The 14,485-nt window shown below is 71.7% G+C and carries 13 protein-coding genes; 4 read left to right on the forward strand and 9 right to left on the reverse strand.

The window, feature by feature from the left end; translation table 11 throughout:
* Positions 1–85: 85 nt before the first annotated feature.
* From IE251_RS41700 to IE251_RS13490, 3 genes are all read right to left on the reverse strand, one after another.
* Positions 86–211: a hypothetical protein gene (locus IE251_RS41700; protein WP_267925859.1), complete on the reverse strand. Its 126-nt coding sequence runs from the start codon at positions 209–211 to the stop codon at positions 86–88.
* A gap of 4 nt (positions 212–215) precedes the next feature.
* Positions 216–2,660, reverse strand: a complete 2,445-nt coding sequence (locus IE251_RS13485) for a B12-binding domain-containing radical SAM protein (protein WP_189753139.1) — start codon at positions 2,658–2,660, stop codon at positions 216–218.
* Positions 2,661–2,806: 146 nt separating this feature from the next.
* Positions 2,807–3,751 (reverse strand): phytanoyl-CoA dioxygenase family protein, encoded by a 945-nt coding sequence (locus IE251_RS13490; protein WP_373301991.1) that lies wholly within the window; start codon positions 3,749–3,751, stop codon positions 2,807–2,809.
* A gap of 586 nt (positions 3,752–4,337) precedes the next feature.
* On the opposite strand from IE251_RS13490, the gene IE251_RS40945 reads away from it, so the two are divergent.
* Positions 4,338–4,559 (forward strand): hypothetical protein, encoded by a 222-nt coding sequence (locus IE251_RS40945; protein WP_229896737.1) that lies wholly within the window; start codon positions 4,338–4,340, stop codon positions 4,557–4,559.
* A 52-nt stretch (positions 4,560–4,611) separates the two neighbouring features.
* On the opposite strand, the gene IE251_RS13500 is transcribed toward IE251_RS40945, so the two are convergent.
* From IE251_RS13500 to IE251_RS13510, 3 genes are all read right to left on the reverse strand, one after another.
* The gene (locus tag IE251_RS13500; RefSeq protein ID WP_229896738.1) at positions 4,612–5,802 is read right to left on the reverse strand and encodes an amidohydrolase family protein; all 1,191 of its coding nucleotides are present in this window, start codon (positions 5,800–5,802) and stop codon (positions 4,612–4,614) included.
* 128 nt (positions 5,803–5,930) lie between these two features.
* Positions 5,931–6,374, reverse strand: coding sequence for an Rrf2 family transcriptional regulator (locus IE251_RS13505; protein ID WP_189753142.1), 444 nt, complete (start codon positions 6,372–6,374; stop codon positions 5,931–5,933).
* Between the two features lie 178 nt (positions 6,375–6,552).
* The gene (locus IE251_RS13510; protein ID WP_189753143.1) at positions 6,553–8,004 is read right to left on the reverse strand and encodes an amidase; all 1,452 of its coding nucleotides are present in this window, start codon (positions 8,002–8,004) and stop codon (positions 6,553–6,555) included.
* Between the two features lie 130 nt (positions 8,005–8,134).
* Here IE251_RS13510 and IE251_RS13515 point away from each other — a divergent pair, with 130 nt between their 5' ends.
* Positions 8,135–8,761, forward strand: coding sequence for a TetR/AcrR family transcriptional regulator (locus IE251_RS13515; RefSeq protein WP_189753144.1), 627 nt, complete (start codon positions 8,135–8,137; stop codon positions 8,759–8,761).
* A 136-nt stretch (positions 8,762–8,897) separates the two neighbouring features.
* Here IE251_RS13515 and IE251_RS13520 read toward each other — a convergent pair whose 3' ends face one another.
* Complete coding sequence (locus tag IE251_RS13520) at positions 8,898–9,485, reverse strand: TetR/AcrR family transcriptional regulator (protein ID WP_189753145.1); 588 nt, start codon at positions 9,483–9,485, stop codon at positions 8,898–8,900.
* Positions 9,486–9,593: 108 nt separating this feature from the next.
* Between IE251_RS13520 and IE251_RS13525 the strand changes: the two genes are divergently transcribed.
* Positions 9,594–10,283: a nitroreductase gene (locus IE251_RS13525; protein ID WP_189753146.1), complete on the forward strand. Its 690-nt coding sequence runs from the start codon at positions 9,594–9,596 to the stop codon at positions 10,281–10,283.
* 102 nt (positions 10,284–10,385) lie between these two features.
* Here the strand turns inward: IE251_RS13525 and IE251_RS13530 are convergent, their stop codons facing one another.
* Both IE251_RS13530 and IE251_RS13535 read right to left on the reverse strand, forming a co-directional pair.
* Positions 10,386–12,242 (reverse strand): glycoside hydrolase family 9 protein, encoded by a 1,857-nt coding sequence (locus IE251_RS13530; RefSeq protein WP_307784862.1) that lies wholly within the window; start codon positions 12,240–12,242, stop codon positions 10,386–10,388.
* Positions 12,243–12,441: 199 nt separating this feature from the next.
* Positions 12,442–13,143, reverse strand: coding sequence for a FadR/GntR family transcriptional regulator (locus IE251_RS13535; protein WP_189753148.1), 702 nt, complete (start codon positions 13,141–13,143; stop codon positions 12,442–12,444).
* Between the two features lie 395 nt (positions 13,144–13,538).
* Between IE251_RS13535 and IE251_RS13540 the strand changes: the two genes are divergently transcribed.
* Positions 13,539–14,414 (forward strand): amidohydrolase family protein, encoded by an 876-nt coding sequence (locus IE251_RS13540; RefSeq protein WP_189753149.1) that lies wholly within the window; start codon positions 13,539–13,541, stop codon positions 14,412–14,414.
* Positions 14,415–14,485: the final 71 nt, after the last annotated feature.

Here is a 14,485-nt window from a genome sequence, read left to right on the forward strand (position 1 = left end):
CGAATGGTGCGCGATGATGAGGGGTGGCGCGGGTCCGGTGCACCGGCTTGGCCCCGGTGCACCGGACCCGGCCCCTGCGGGCGGATCAGTCCACGACGAACTGCTTGTGCAGGCCGGAGGCCATGATGGCCTCCTCGATCGTGGGCTCGAAGAAACCGTCGTCCTCGAACTCGACCTCCGCCGCGGCGGTGTCCGTCTGCTCCTCTGCCATGGGTTCACCTCCTTCCGGCTACTCGGTGCGCTGACCTGTCCGGGGTCTCCACGGACAGGAACCGGGCGATCAGCAGCCGCCACACGAAGGCGCGCAGCCGCGGTACGGATCCCGGGGCGCAACGCGCGGCCAGCTCGGCCCACCGCAGGCCGTCGCTGTCGCAGCCGACGTCTTCGGCGGTGTCGGCGCCCTTGCCCGCGCCGGCGCCTGCGCTCGCGTCGGCGAGGAGCCGGGCGGCGGCGGCCCCGGAGGCGGACAGGCGCAGGCGCTGCCCGGTGATCCAGGAGGTCAGGAGGGTGTCGGTGCCCTCGTGGACGAGGCGGGCGCCCGGCGCGAGACGCAGCAGGAGGTCACCGGTCAGCTGGGCCGCCGAGGTCAGCGACCGGGCGTCCGGGCCGGCGGCTTCCAAGCACCGGTGGTGCAGCGCGGCCCGCAGCAGCCTGTGTTCGGCCTGGTCCCGGCAGACGTCCACGGCGCGCCCGGGCAGCGCGTCCAGCAGTCTGCTCGGCAGGCTGAAGAGGGCTCCTTCCCGGGGTTCGTAGAGGAGGGTCCGGTCGCCGTCGCGCAGCCGGATGACCCAGCCGCCGGCGGGCCGCAGCGCCATGTGGTCCCAGCGGGTCCCCGGGCAGGGCACTCGGGGCGGGGCGGCCCGGTGGCCCCGGCGGGAGTCCGCCCGCAGGAAGACGACCTCCTCGGCGGGGCGGTCCGCGGAGTCGGGGGAGCCGCTCAGGACGCGGTCCGCCCGGGCGGCGATGTCCCGGTCCTCCGCGCCGCGCGGCTGCGGAAAGGGGCCGACGTAGTCGTAACGCAGCGCCATCTGGAGGTCCTCGCCCGGGCCCGGGGGCTCCAGGCGCACCTGGTACTCCTCCGGGGCGGCGGCCACCGGGGACAGCGCGTCCAGGACGAACGGGCCGATGCCGAAGGTGCTGTCCGGCACGCCGTACCGCTCCCGCGACCGGGCGAGGGTCGCGGCCGCGAACTCCACGGTGCGGGCCGTCTGCCAGCGCGCCTCGCCGGGGAACCCGGCGATCCCGAAGAGGTGGACGCTGATGCCGGACGCGAGCAGCGCGTCCAGATTGGGCGCGATCCAGGACGCCTTGATGTCCTTGCGCATACGGTCGAGGACGTCCTGGTTGTACGACTCCAGCCCCAGGTCCAGCCGGCGGCAGCCGGCCGCGTACAGCGCGTCGGTCAGACGGCGGTCGATGGTGGGGGAGAAGCGGGTCTCGCCGTACCAGCGGTAGTCGCGGCCGGCCAGCCCGCGGGCCAGGCCGCGCATGCTGCGGACGGTCAGGATCTCGTCCACGAACTGGAAGTGCCGGATGCCGTGGCGCCGGTGCAGCTCGTCCAGCTCCGCGACGACCGCCTCAGGGGCGCGCATCCGGAACGCGTCCGAGGCGAAGGGGATCGCGCAGAACGCGCACTTCCAGGCGCAGCTGCGGGAGGCGATGACCGGCAGGACGGGTCCGGGCGCGAGGTAGCTGTCGGTCAGCGGGTGGTCGGTGAAGTCGGGCACGGGCAGCTCGCCGAGCGAGGCGGTCACGGGCGGGCAGCGGTGCAGGGCGTCACCGTCGGGTACGACGATGCCGGGGACACCGTGCGGGGTCCGGCCCGCGAGCAGCCGGTCCACGAGGGCCACGACCGACTCCTCGCCCTCGTAGCACACGAGGGAGTCCACCAGCGTGAAGAACGGGTGCCCCGGCCGCAGCCGGTCGGCGATCCGGGTGACGAAGTTGCCGCCGAGGGTGATGTGCGCGCCGGGCCGCTCGCGCCGGACCAGCCGTGCGGCCGTCAGCGCGGCGATGAGCTGGGAGTCGGCGGACACCGACAGCCCGACCACTTCGAGGTCCGGCAGCGCGCGCAGCCGGGGCACCAGGACGCGTTCGAAGACGTGCAGGTACGGGTTGTGCACGGGGTCGGTGACCGCGCGCATCACCTGCGCGCTGGAGACGGGGCGGTGGCGCAGGTCGAACCGGTCGAAGCTCAGCCGGGAACCGGGGGTGAGGGCGGCCATGCCGTCGAGGACGGCATGGCACACGGCGGTGGCGGCCCGGTGGCCGTCGATGTCCTCCACGGAGGCCGGCGAGCGCAGGAACGCCGCCGCGCGGTCCACGGCGGACCGCGCCGCCTCGAACTGGTCGAGGGCCCGGCCGGTCAACGTCTCCGACCGGTGGGCCGCGTACTCGCCGGCCCCCTCCCGGCTGAGCAGGTGGCGCATCGTCTCGGCGGACAGGTCGAGCGCGCGGGCGGCCACCCCGTGGCGGCGCAGCACGGCCAGCAGGAGGGGTACGGCGAGATGAGGCGCGTACGGGTTCCACAGCGGCGGGTTGACCAGCAGGACGCGGGGTGAGGAGGGGGCGGTGTCCGGGGCATCGGCTGTGGCGGGGGTATCGGGGGTATCGGGGGTATGGGGAGTATCGGGCGGGGGTGCGGGATTGCGTGGGTGCATGGGCTCACCTCGTCCCGTTCCGGGAAATGGTCCGGCCTTCACGGTTTTACGACGTCACGGTTTTTACGACGTCATCTTTTCTGCGTCGTCACGGCTTCCACGGCTTTCACGCCTTCGTGATCTCGTGACTTCGTGACTTCGTGACTTCACGGCGAAGGCACGGAGGAGCGGTCGGTGTAGGTTCCCTCGCCGTCCCAGCGGCCGATGCGTCCGGGGACGAAGGTGTGCCGCACCGCGTCCGCGTGCGGGGTCCAGGGCCGCCCGAGGAGACGGCGGGTCAATTCTTCGAGCGGACTTTTCGGGGCCGGTCCGTCGGCGAGGTTCATCGGTGATTCGAGTGCCACGACCGGATTGGAGATGAACCGGGGCCGGCCTCGGGGATTGGGTGCCGACTGATGAGCGGTCAGTGGGTGCAGGATCCAGGCGTCACCCGCCTTTCCGGTCAGGGAGAGGTGCCGCCCCGGGTCCCCGACGAAGTCCCGGGCGGGAATGTGCGCGCTGGTCAGCCCGGCCGGATGGCGGGCCAGGTGCCGGAGAATGCCGGCGGTGGCCGAGGGGGCCGCGAGCGTGGCGCCTTCGCCCTCCTCCACGTCGGTCCACAGCACGAACAGCAGGAGCGCCTGTTCGGGACTGTCCGGATGGTGCACGAAGAAGTCACCGTCCACGTGCCAGCTGTCGGCCAGCCCGGTGGTACGGAAGTTGCAGATCAGGGCGTTGCCGAGCCGGGCCGGCCGCTTGATCCGGCCGGCTCCGCCGAGCAGGGCGCACACGGCCGCCCAGAGTGTGGGCGCCACGTCGGCGAGGTCGGCGACGCGGGTCGGGGGCAGCGAGGTGACACCGGGCGGCACCGTGAGCCGTCCGTCCACGGTGAGCCCCTCCCTGCGGAGCGTGGTCTCGAAAAATACCTGGAGTCGCGATCCGGGGCTGAGGTCGAGCGCGTTTCTCACACGGACGTACCCGTGCCGGAGAAAAGAGGACACGAGAGAGACATGAGTCAACGGAGCCCCCCGTACTTCGTCTGACTGAGCCCTGAAAGGAATGGAGTCGAATGAGGGAGGGTGGTCAATCCTCGCCGAACATCGATGAATCACTCATCGAGGGAACTGAATCATCGGTGGAACGCTGAATCATCGGTGCGGTGGGATGCTAGCAGCGCCCACTTCGCGACGTCCATCAACGTGCGCTGTCCGTGCGGATCTTCAGAACTCCGCAAAGCGGACACCGGGCTTCTCAAACATGGAATTTCCCGCGCGGGTGGAGAGACGCGAGTGATCTCGAAAGGTCTCCTTTCGACAGGTCGCCGAGGGAATGCCGGACCGGCCCGCCGCCGGGAACGGACACCACGCTGTGCGCCGACATCGACACCCACGCGCGCCCCACACCGGCCGAACACCACCCGTACGAGTGACAGTGAGGTCTACCCGGGAACCGTCCGGAAGTTCTGGGTGCACGTGCCCGCACGGTACGACCCGGCGGAACCGGCGTCCTTGGTGGTGTTCCAGGACGGATGGTGGTACCTGGACCCCGCGGGGGAGGTGCGCGGCGCGATCGTCCTGGACAACCTCGTTCATCGCGGCGACATCCCCGTGACCATCGGCGTGTTCGTCGATCCCGGTGTCTTCCCCGGTGCGGAGAACCGTAAGAACCGCAACGCGGCAACTGTGCCTTCACCGCCGCGTGGTAGCGCAAGGCGGCCACCGCGACCTGCGCTGGAACGAGCCACGGCGGAACTGGCTGGCCGAGAACCTGCGCGTGGCGGCCGCCCTCGCTGAAGCGGGCTACGACTTCCGTCTTGTCCTGGGGGACGGAGGACACAGCCCGAACCACGGCGGTGTCCTGTTGCCGGACGCTCTGCGCTGGCTGTGGCGGCCGAACGAGAGCGGCCCCCCGGAAGCCTGAGCGATTCCGCGACCGGGGTGATCACGCACGGGACGCCGTTCGAGGCCCGGGCTCAAAGGTCAAGGTCGCGTTTGCCGACGGTGAGTTCGCCGTTCAGGATCACCATGCCGAGGTCACGGACGCTGCCGATGTCCGCAGTGGGATCGGAGTTCAGTACGAGCAGGTCGGCGCGCTTGCCGGGGGCCACCGCGCCGAGGTCGGGGCGGACGCACTGCCGCGAGGCGCCGCTGGTGCCCGCGGCCAGCACCTGCGCGGGCGTCATCCCGGCCGCCACCATGAGTTCGGCCTCCTCCAGCGTGTTGGCCCCGAACAGGCCCCGACCGCTGAAGGTGTCGCTGCCCAGCGCGATGTGCACGCCGGCCTCGGCGACCTTCTTGAGGTTGCCACGGGCGTCCGGGTGGGCGTCGTCGATCCAGAGCGTGGGCGTGTAGGTGATACCGCGTTCCAGCATCAGGTCGATGAGCGAGTGGTCGGTGAGGGGCTCGACGGTGACACCGTGCTCCAGACCGTCCGCCCCCGCCTCGATCGCCTCCCGGGCCGCGGCCTGCTGGGTGGTGTGGACGGTCACCCGAAGACCCCGCTCGTGACCGGCCTCGATCCCCGCGCGCAGAAGCTCGACGGGGAGTCGTATCAGCTCGACACCGTCCGGGAAGACGGGATTCCGCCAGAGGTACCCCGGTCCGCCGGAGTGCGCGCACGCGCCTTCCGACAGGAGTTTGATCGCGTCCACCTCGCGGTCGGCGAGGTGGTGCACCAGGTCGCGGATCTGCCGCACGCTGTCGACCTCTCCCGTGAAACGTTCGCGCGCCCACGGGTTGTCGCCGAAGACCGTGACGGCGGGATGCCCGTCGCGTCCGGTGATGCCGCAGCCGGTCGCCAGCAGTCGCGGGCCTCTGAGGGCGCCCGCGGCGATTTTGGACCGCGTGTCCAGGATTCCGTCCGTCGGATCGCCCACCGACTTGACGGTGGTGATCCCGTGGTCGAGGAACAGCCCGAGCTTTCCGGGGAGTTCGTGCTCCTCGAAGGCCCGCATCGAGTCCGGACCGGAGACCGCGTGCACGTCGTAGAGGTGAATGTGCGTGTCGATCAGTCCCGGCATCACCCACCCTTCGGCCGCGTCCACCTCTCGTCTGCCCCTGAGTGGCTCGGCCGAGACGGACGCGATCTCCTCACCGTCGATGGCGATGTCGTACAGGCCGGCGAGCGCCTGGTGGCCGTCGAAGACATGTGCGCGCCTGATCACGAGGTCGTGGATCGCGGGGCCGCGAGCCCCGGCATTCACGGTCGTTCCGGATTCCTGAGGCATCGCTCTCCTCTTGGCGCGCAGGCCGAGTCATGCGTCGTGACACACGTGTGTGCGTCACCGCTCGATCAGTGATCCTTCGCCTCGCTGTCGCGGGCCAGTATCCGCCGCAGCAGGCCGGCGATCGTCGTCCGGCCGAGTTCTCGCTCCAGAGCTCGCTCCGCGTATCGGAACTCGGCGTCGAGCAGGTCGCCGATATGGCGTCCGATCTCGCACGCCGTGCTGGGCGGACGGGTGTGCCGCGAGAAGATCCGGCCGTCCTCGACGGCGGCGTACGCGTCCTGGAGCGTGATGTCCCGAGGGTCGCGGGCCAGGGACCAGCCGCCGCCCCGGCCCTCGGCGGACCGCACCAGGTCGGCGTCTCGCAAGCGCCCGAGGACGCGCCGCACGAGGACTGGATTGCTGTCCAGGCTGTCCGCGATCTCCGCGGAGGTCAGCGCGCCTCCGCGCCGGTGCGCCAGCATCGCGAGCGCGTGCACCGCGACCGCGCTCCGGCTGCTGAGCCCCGTCAACTCCTGCTCCCGTCACCGCCCATGGCTAACTGAAACCAAGCTAGTTGCAGTTAAATCGACGGTCAACCGCCCGCCGCCCGGGGTGCCAGAAGCCCGGGGTGGCATGCGCGACGTGTTGCTCCCCGTCTCGCGGTGGACGATCCTCGCCCATGGGCTCCCGGCGCTTCAGGGGCGCTTCTCAGGGCCGGGTGGGACTTGCCGCCCACACCGTGGGGGTGCGGCCCGACCAGGGGCTCGCCTGTTCCAGTTGGCCGGCGAGGCGGAAGAGGCGGCCCTCGAGTCCGTGACCCGCGGCGAACTGCATACCGATCGGGAGCCCCGTCTCGGCGTCGGCCGTCACGGGTACGGACATGGCGGGCGTGCCCGCCACGTTGAACGCCATGGTGAAGGGTGAGCGGTCGTTGAGGCGCTCGATCCAGCCGAGGCCGTCCAGCGCCTCCGCTCCCTCGGCGTAGGTGCCCAGGGGGACGGGCGGTTCCGGCAGAGTGGGGGTGAGCAGGATGTCGTGGACGTCGAAGGACCGTGCCAGGCTTCGGGCGACCCGGTTCCGGATGGTGAGGGCGGTGACGAACTGGGCGCCGCTGACCCGCTGCCCGTAGTGGTAGCCGGCGAGGGTGGGCGCTTCGAGGGTGGAGGAGTCGACCGGCCGGCCGAAGGCGGTGGCCAGTTCGTCGATCTGGGCCGTCAGGTTCGCCGCCATCAGACGGGCGTTGGCCAGGACGAACTCCTCCCAGTGGGCCCCGAGGCCGGCCTCCGCCTCCTCCACCCGGTGGCCGAGGGATTCGAGCAGGCGCACGGTGCGGGAGAGGGCGTCGGCCACGGGCGGGGTGGTGCGGCGGCCGCCCCACGCCTGCGGGAGCACACCGATCCGCAGCGAGCCCGGAGGGCGGGTGACTTCCTCCGCGTACGGCCGGGACGGTTGCCGCGCGGAGTAGGGGTCGCCCGGTTCCGGGCCGCTGATCCGGTCGAGCAGTGCGGCACTGTCGCGTACGGTGCGGCTGAGGCTTCCGTGCACGGCCAGGCCGTTGAAGACCTCGTCGAAGTCGGGGCCCATGGAGACCCGGCCACGGGTGGGCTTCAGTCCGAACAGGCCGTTGTAGGCGGCCGGGATGCGCAGTGAGCCGGCGGCGTCGGTGCCGTGTGCGATCGGGACCACCCCGGCGGCGACAGCCGCGCCCGCGCCCCCGCTGGATCCCCCCGCGCTCCGCTCCCGGTCCCACGGGTTGCGGGCCGCGCCGTACAGCAGTGGTTCCGTCGTGATGCTGTAGGCCATCTCCGGTGTCGCGGTACGCCCGAACGTCACGAGGCCGGCCCGGCGGAAGCGCGTCATCAGGGAGGAGTCGGCGCGCGCGACATTGCCGGCCGCGAGGCGGCTGCCCAACTCCATGCGCCTGCCGGCCATGGCGACTCCGATGTCCTTGATCAGGAAAGGCACCCCGGCCAGCGGTGCGCTGCCAGGGTCGGGCACGTCGTCGGCCGGCCATGTCTCCACGATGGCGTTGATCCGCGGATTGACCGCCTGTGCGGCCTCCCGCGCGGCTGTCTCCACTTCGGCGGGGGGCACCTCGCCCTTGGCCATCAGCTCCGCGAGCCCGACCGCGTCGAAGCTCACGTACTCGGAAATCCTCACTGTCACTCCCAGCAGGGCAGAACGATACCGATGGGTCTTGGATGAGACCGAACGGTATCGCATGGAACGGGCTGGTACCGTAGCGGTGGGCGCGGGGCCCGACAGCCGGACCGGACGTCACGGAGTAGTCATGGAAGCGACCGCCAGAAGGCCGGGCAGGGTGGCCAAACTGCCACCTCGTGAGCGCATCCTCGACGCGGCGGAAGAGCTCTTCCAGAGCGAGGGAATCCGGCGGGTGAGCGTCCAGGCGATCGCCGAGAGGGCCGAGACCACCAAAATGGCGATCTACCGGCACTTCGAGACCAAGGACGCCTTGGTCGCGGAGTGGCTGCGGATCGTCGCCGCCGACTACCAGGCGGCCTTCGACCGGGCCGAGGCCGAACACCCGGGCCGGCCCAGGGAGCAGATCCTCGGCCTGGCCCGCTTCATCGCCGAAGGGCTGCCGGCCATCTCGCACCGGGGCTGCCCGTTCATCAACTCCCTCGCCGAACTGCCCGACCGCTCCCACCCCGCACGGCAGGTGATCGAGGAGCACAAGGCCCGCCAGACCCGCAGACTGGTCGGCATGTGCGCCGAGGCCGGGCTGACCGACCCTCGGCAGGCCGCGGCCGAGATCACCTTCGTACTCGAAGGCGCGCAGGTCAGCACGCAGAACGGAAGCATCGACCAGGCGGACAACCGGCTGATGAGGACCGTCGAGGGCATCCTGGACCGGTACCGCTCCCCCCTCGGTGCACCCCCCGCCACGACCGGCTGACCGCCCGTACCCGCGTCCCCGCCACCGAGCGCCCCGGGCGCGCTTCCGGGCCCGGGGTGACCGGCCCGGCCGGCACCGCCGGGCCGCGCGCCGTTTTACGAACAAGCGGAAGGGCCTGCGGCCGGAGGCCGCTGGGTCACCCGGCGAGGGAGTGGGCGAGAAGGGTCTCCGCTGCCGCCCGTGCGTGCCGGCCGTAGTCCGGGTCCCCCAGCACCATGGCCCGGCTGGCCGCCCCGTCCGCGAGGGTGACCAACTGTTCGGCGAGGGTGGCCGGTTCACGGCAGCCCAGTTCCGTCACCAGCGCGGTGACCAGCCCCACCATGCGTAGTTTCTGCTCGCGGGCGTAGGAGTGGACCGTGCTGTCCGGGTCGGGGAACTCCGCCGCGGCATCGATGAACGGGCACCCGCGCACCGTTTCCGCCTCCGGCGAGGGCTGGTCGAACAGCCCGAGGATCCGCTCCCGCGGCGGGATGTCCTCGCGGGTCAGCACGCTCTCCAGGGTCGCCCCCGACGAGGCGAGGTCCTGGAGGTGGGCGATCACCAGGTCGCTCTTGGTCCGGAAGTGCGCGTAGAGCGTCCGCTTGGACACCGGTGCCGCCTCGGCGACCTGCTCCATGCCGGTCGCGTTGATCCCCTGGACCGCGAACAGCCGGGCGGCGGCGGCCAGGATGCGCTCCCGCCCGCCACGCCCGCGCCCCCCGGAGGCCGTAGTCGTCGCACTCATGCACCAAGTATACGTCTCCGTTTACCTCGCCGGGCGGCGTCTGCTAGGGTCCCGTGGCATCCACAAAGTAAACGGTCACGTTTACATCATGCTGTCGAGGAGTGCCCCATGAGCCTGTTGGTCCCCACCCAGCTGAGCGGCTGCGCGGAGAAGCTGATACGCGGCCGTCACGCGACCCGCGCGTTCCGCCCGGACGCGGTGCCCGAGGACACGCTGCGCGCGATCTTCTCGCTGGCCGGCGCCGCGCCGTCCAACTCCAACGCGCAGCCGTGGCGGGTGGAGGTGGTCAGCGGCGCCGCGCGCGAGCGCCTCGCGGACGCCTTGCAGGCGGCCCACGCCGCACACCGCACCTCGGTCGACTTCCCGTACTCCGAGGACATGTACGCACAGGTGCACCAGGCGCGCCGGGCGGCGTTCGGCGCCCGACTGTACGGAGCGCTGGGCATCGGCCCCGACGATCACGAGGCGCGAGCGGCCTACGACGCGCAGAGCCTGCGCTTCTACGGCGCGCCCCACGCCGCGTTCCTGTTCGTCACCGGGGACGGCGGGCCCCGGCTGGCCGCCGACGCCGGCGCCTACATGCAGACGCTGCTCCTGGCGATGACCGCGTACGGCGTGGCGAGCTGCCCGCAGGGGCTGCTGAGCTTCTACGCCGACACGGTACGCGCCGAACTCTCGGTCACCACAGGGAAGTTGCTCGTGGGCATTTCCTTCGGGTACGCCGACGAGGCCGCGCCCGTGAACCACGTCACGACCGAGCGGGCCGCGCTCGAAGAGGTCGCGGCCTTCCACGGGTAGGGAGTGTCCGCGGAAGGGTCCTCCTGACCGCCGCCCAGGCGTACGTGAGCGTCGACCTGGGCGGCGGGCCGTACCCCCACGGTGCGAACCGACGGCGCGTGCTCAGGAGTCGTGCCGGTGCTCGGCGGCGAAGGCGGCCAGCCAGGCCAGGGGAGCGTTCCAGTTGATGGCGACCTCGTTGGTCGAGTACGAGCCGATGTCGTCCACGTAGCAGGCCGCCGGGCTGCAGCCGGGCAACCGCTCCTCGGCCACGGGGTCCTGAAGGGCGCTGTTGGGTCCGCCCGCCAGGGAGCCCGCAGGCGGGTTGGGCAGCGAGGCGTCGTACTGGTGCGCCCAGAACCGGTGGTGCTGGTTGTGGGAGTACCGGGTGCCGTAGCCGGTGACGTAGGACGTCCCGAGCGCATTGCGGCCCAGCAGGTAGTCCATCGCCTCGACGGCGCCGTCACGGTAACGCCGTTGCCGGGTCAGGTCATAGGCGACCCCCATGACGAGGGCGTTGTTCGCGACCTGGCTGTTGGAGCCCCAGACGTACGCCGACGCGGGAATCGTGGCCGGATAGCCCTGGCTGCTCAAGGTGGTGAGATAGCCGTCGGCGGCGGAGACGACGGAGGCGCGCAGCCGGGCCACATCCGGGGCCGGCAACCGGTTCGGCACGGTGGCGAGGGTGAGACGGCCGAGGGCCGCGGTCTCGGCCCACCCGAAGCCGAAGGAGGTGAACGCGTCCGGGGACGTGTGCCAGGAAGAGGAGGTGACGGCGTCGCGGTACGTCCTCTCCCCGGTGGTCGCGTACAGTTCGCCCGCCGCCCAGTAGAACTCGTCGCTCACCTGCCCGTCGCCGTACGCGCCGCCGCCCGTGCTGTCGGAGTCCGGCGCGATCATGCCGGGGTTGGCCTCGGCGGCGGCCCAGGCCTTGCGTGCGGCGGTCAGGCAGCGCGCCGCGAACGCCCGGTCGAACGGGGCGTACACCCGCGCGCACTGCGCGGCCGTCGCCGCGAGGTTGAGGGTGGCCGCCGTGGAGGGCCGGTGCAGTTCGCGCGGCTGCGGATCCTGTTCGGGACGGGTGGGCAGCGCCGTCCAGTTGGCATCGTGGATCTTGTGGAAGGCCATGCCGGCGTACGGCCGCCCGTCCGGCACCTGCATGCGCAGCAGGAACTCCAGCTCCCAGCGGGCCTCGTCGAGCACATCGGGCACGCGGTTGCCCCGCTCGGGGACCCGGAGTGTGGAGTCACCGAGGGCCTTGGCCGTGCCGGCGCGCGCCGCACGGTCGTAGGAGTTGACCAGCAGCCAGGTGGAAATGCCGCCGTTCACCACGTACTTGCCCTGGTCGCCGGCGTCGTACCAGCCGCCGCGGACGTCGAGGGAGTAGTCGCAGACACCGGCCTGGCAGGGCACCTGCGTGTCACCCGTGTTGGGGGCCACGCCCAGGTGCCCGGCCGGCCGCGCGTAGGCCGCCCCGGCGAGGGAGGGCTCGATCGGAGTGCCGCTGCGCTGCTGGTAGAAGAAGGACATCGAGTCGGAGAACAGGGGGCTGTAGAGGCCGGCACGGATGTCGAACGCCGGACTGCTCTGCCCGTCCACCACCAGGCGGAAGCCCTTGCCGGTGCCCTTGTACGACGTGAAGTCGGCCAGATGGGTGGAGTCGCCGGACGCCGCGTCGGTGCCGCGCGCAGCCGTGGAGCCGGAGGCGACGGTCCGGCCGGAGGCGTCGACCAGCTGCCACGCCAGCGGCTGAGCCGACGAGCTGACGACGGTGGCGCGCTTCGGGCCGTCCGGGAGGTACCCGACCTGGTTGACCCGGACCGGGGAGTCGGCGAGGGCAACGGTGGGCGCCGCTCCGGTACGCGTGAACCCCGCGGCTCCGGTGGCGTCGGTCAGTGTGCCGGCGAGGGCCAGCGCCGTCACCAGGCTGACGGCCGCCACGCGACAACGACGCAGGACGGTGGGGGAGGGGGAGGCCATGGGCTGCTCCTGGGCTGGACGGGACAGGAGTGGGAGCGCTCCCACGCAGCGTTGCATGGTCATGTCACTGCGTCAATCGGTCCTGCGGTGATTGGTGTGGATCCGGGGCACGCCGTCCACGCGGCCGGGATTGCTCCTGGTGCACGGCCGGCAGGCCCATCGCGGCCGAGTCCCGCGCGACCCGCAGGCGGGCCGGACCCTACCCGTTGTCCGGTTCCGAGGAGTGGGCCAGTACCGTGCGCAGCCACACTTCCGAGGTGTTGACGTGCAGCATGGCGGTGGACTGTGCGAGCAACTGGTCGCGGGCGCACAGGGCGTTGTAGATGGCCTCGTGCTCGGCGAGGGTGACGTGCGAGGCGTTGCCTTCGATCAGACCGCGCCACACCCTGGCCCGGATGGTCCGGCTGGACAGCCCCTCCAGCAGCGAGGTCAGCGTCTCGTTCCCGGTGGCGGCGATGACGGTGCGGTGGAAGGCCGTGTCGTACCGGATCAGCAGTTCGGCGTCGTCCCGGGCAGCGCGCATGTCCTCCAGGATCTTGCCCAGGGCGTCCAGGTCCTCCTCGCGCATCCGGACCGCGGCCAGGCCCGTCGCCATCGGTTCCAGCAGACGGCGGACCTCCATGACTTCCAGCAGGGTGTCGTCGCGCAGCAGTTCCACGGCCACGCCGAGCCCCTCCAGCAGCAGGCGCGGGGCGAGACTGGTGACGTATGTGCCGTCACCGCGGCGCACGTCGAGCACGCGGGCCGACTCCAGGACCTTCACCGCCTCCCGCACGCCACTGCGGGACAAGCCCATCTGGGCGGCCAGCTGGGGTTCGGGTGGCAGGCGCGCACCGGGCGGCAGTTCACCGGACTGGATCAGGGACCGGATCTTCGCGATCGCCTCGTCGGTCAGTGCCACGTAAACCCCTCGGAGCGCGGCGGGAGCAAGACATCATACCTTCGGTAGTGGGCGGTGCGAGCGTGGTTGTCCATGGGCGGTCGTGGGGTCGGCGCCCCCCTGTTCAACCCGCGGACCGGGGAGACCCTATCAACGGGGCGAGTGCCGTCCCGGGCGGTCGATTGCCGTCCGGCACCTATGGCGCGGAGATCAGCGGAGGTTCCAGAGGTGACGTCAGATGTAGGGGCCGGCGGGAGCGCTGCCGGGCACGATGAACAGGTCGATGCCGTGCGCGGCGGAACAGCCCTCGTTCCGGGCGGAGTTGAGGAACACCGGCCCGGCCGGCGCCCGCTTACCCTGGCCGGAGCCCGCCGAGCGCAGCGCTGCGGGCGGACCCGAAGCGGAAGGACTGCCCGATGAACGCGTCTCCGTCTCCCGCCCACCGTCCACTCCGGATCGACGCGCACCACCACCTGTGGAACCCGGCCACACGTCCCCACGAGTGGCTGGCCGGCGAGGAGATGACGCCGATCCGGCGCCGCTTCACCGAAGCCGACCTGCGCGCGGCGGCCACCTCGGCCGGAGTGGGGCGCACGGTGCTGGTCCAAGTACTGCCCGACCTCGAGGAGACGGCGGAGTTCCTGGCGCTGGCGGCGGGCTCGCCCCTGATCACCGGGGTCGTCGGCTGGGTGGACCTCACCGCACCGGACGTCGCCGACGTCCTGGCCGGGCTGCGGTCGGGGCCCGGCGGGCGCTTCCTGGTCGGGGTGCGCCATCTGGTGCAGGGCGAACCGGACCCTCGGTGGCTGGTGCGGCCCGATGTCCTCGCCGGGCTGCGCGCGGTGCGCGACGCCGGGCTGGTCTACGACCTGCTCACCCTGCCGCACCAGATGCCCGCGGCACTGGAGGCGGTACGAGCGGTCCCCGACCTGCTCTTCGTTCTCGACCACCTGTCCAAACCCGACGTGGCGGGCGGGTCGTTGCGCCCGTGGGCCGACCGGATCGGCGCGCTGGCGGAGCGGCCCAACGTGGTGGCGAAGCTGTCCGGCCTGGTCACCGAGGGCGACTGGGCGACATGGACGGTGGACGACCTGCGGCCCTACGCGGACGTCGCGCTGGAGGCGTTCGGACCCGGCCGGTTGATGGTCGGCTCCGACTGGCCGGTCTGCTTGCTCGCCGCGGACTACGCGCGCGTGTTCGCCACCGCGGAGGAACTGCTGTCCGGCTGCACGGCCGACGAGACGGTGCAGGTTTTCGGCGGCACCGCCTCGCGGGTCTACGGCCTGGGGTAAGGCACACGCGCCCGCGTCCGCAGTGGTGGCGGGTGCCGCCCACCCGCTGGGACGGGCGACACTCGGTCGGA

The sequence above is a fragment of the Streptomyces eurythermus genome, from assembly GCF_014649115.1.
Classification (GTDB): Bacteria; Actinomycetota; Actinomycetes; order Streptomycetales; family Streptomycetaceae; genus Streptomyces; species Streptomyces eurythermus.

Coding starts and splice junctions, on each gene's coding strand:
- IE251_RS41700 (WP_267925859.1), bottom strand. CDS start 211: ATGGCAGAGGAGCAGACGGACACCGCCGCGGCGGAGGTCGAGTTCGAG.
- IE251_RS13485 (WP_189753139.1), bottom strand. CDS start 2,660: ATGCACCCACGCAATCCCGCACCCCCGCCCGATACTCCCCATACCCCC.
- IE251_RS13515 (WP_189753144.1), top strand. CDS start 8,135: ATGGAAGCGACCGCCAGAAGGCCGGGCAGGGTGGCCAAACTGCCACCT.
- IE251_RS13520 (WP_189753145.1), bottom strand. CDS start 9,485: ATGAGTGCGACGACTACGGCCTCCGGGGGGCGCGGGCGTGGCGGGCGG.
- IE251_RS13525 (WP_189753146.1), top strand. CDS start 9,594: ATGAGCCTGTTGGTCCCCACCCAGCTGAGCGGCTGCGCGGAGAAGCTG.
- IE251_RS13530 (WP_307784862.1), bottom strand. CDS start 12,242: ATGGCCTCCCCCTCCCCCACCGTCCTGCGTCGTTGTCGCGTGGCGGCC.
- IE251_RS13540 (WP_189753149.1), top strand. CDS start 13,539: ATGAACGCGTCTCCGTCTCCCGCCCACCGTCCACTCCGGATCGACGCG.